Annotated in this window: 1 protein-coding gene; it reads right to left on the minus strand. The window is 29.1% G+C overall.

The genetic code is table 11. The annotated features are described in order from the left end of the window. On the minus strand, positions 1-225 hold a 225-nt coding region (locus AJ930_RS00010; protein WP_134264761.1), incomplete at its 3' end, for a hypothetical protein. Positions 226-289: the final 64 nt, after the last annotated feature.

Consider the following 289-nt stretch of genomic DNA (forward strand, 5'->3'; position numbering starts at 1 on the left):
AATAAACCACTCATCAAATTCTTCCTCAGTAGCATCACGATAAGATATTCCTGTTTCTTCTTCAAAAGCGACTTCGTATTCTTCTGGATCGATATGATCATACGCATCACTTAAAAAACCCTCTAAATGAGAATTAACAGCCTGTAAAACTTCTTTGCTAGGTTTTGTTTTTAAGAATTCTTTAAAATTCTCAAGATTGTCTAAAATTTCAACATCAAATTCCATAATATCTCCTTTTTATTATTTTTTTATCTTTCTTCTTTCTTCATACATTTTAATTTGTTCTGGT

Origin of the sequence: Campylobacter sp. BCW_6871, from assembly GCF_001762325.1 — a bacterium.
Classification (GTDB): domain Bacteria; phylum Campylobacterota; class Campylobacteria; order Campylobacterales; family Campylobacteraceae; genus Campylobacter_D; species Campylobacter_D jejuni.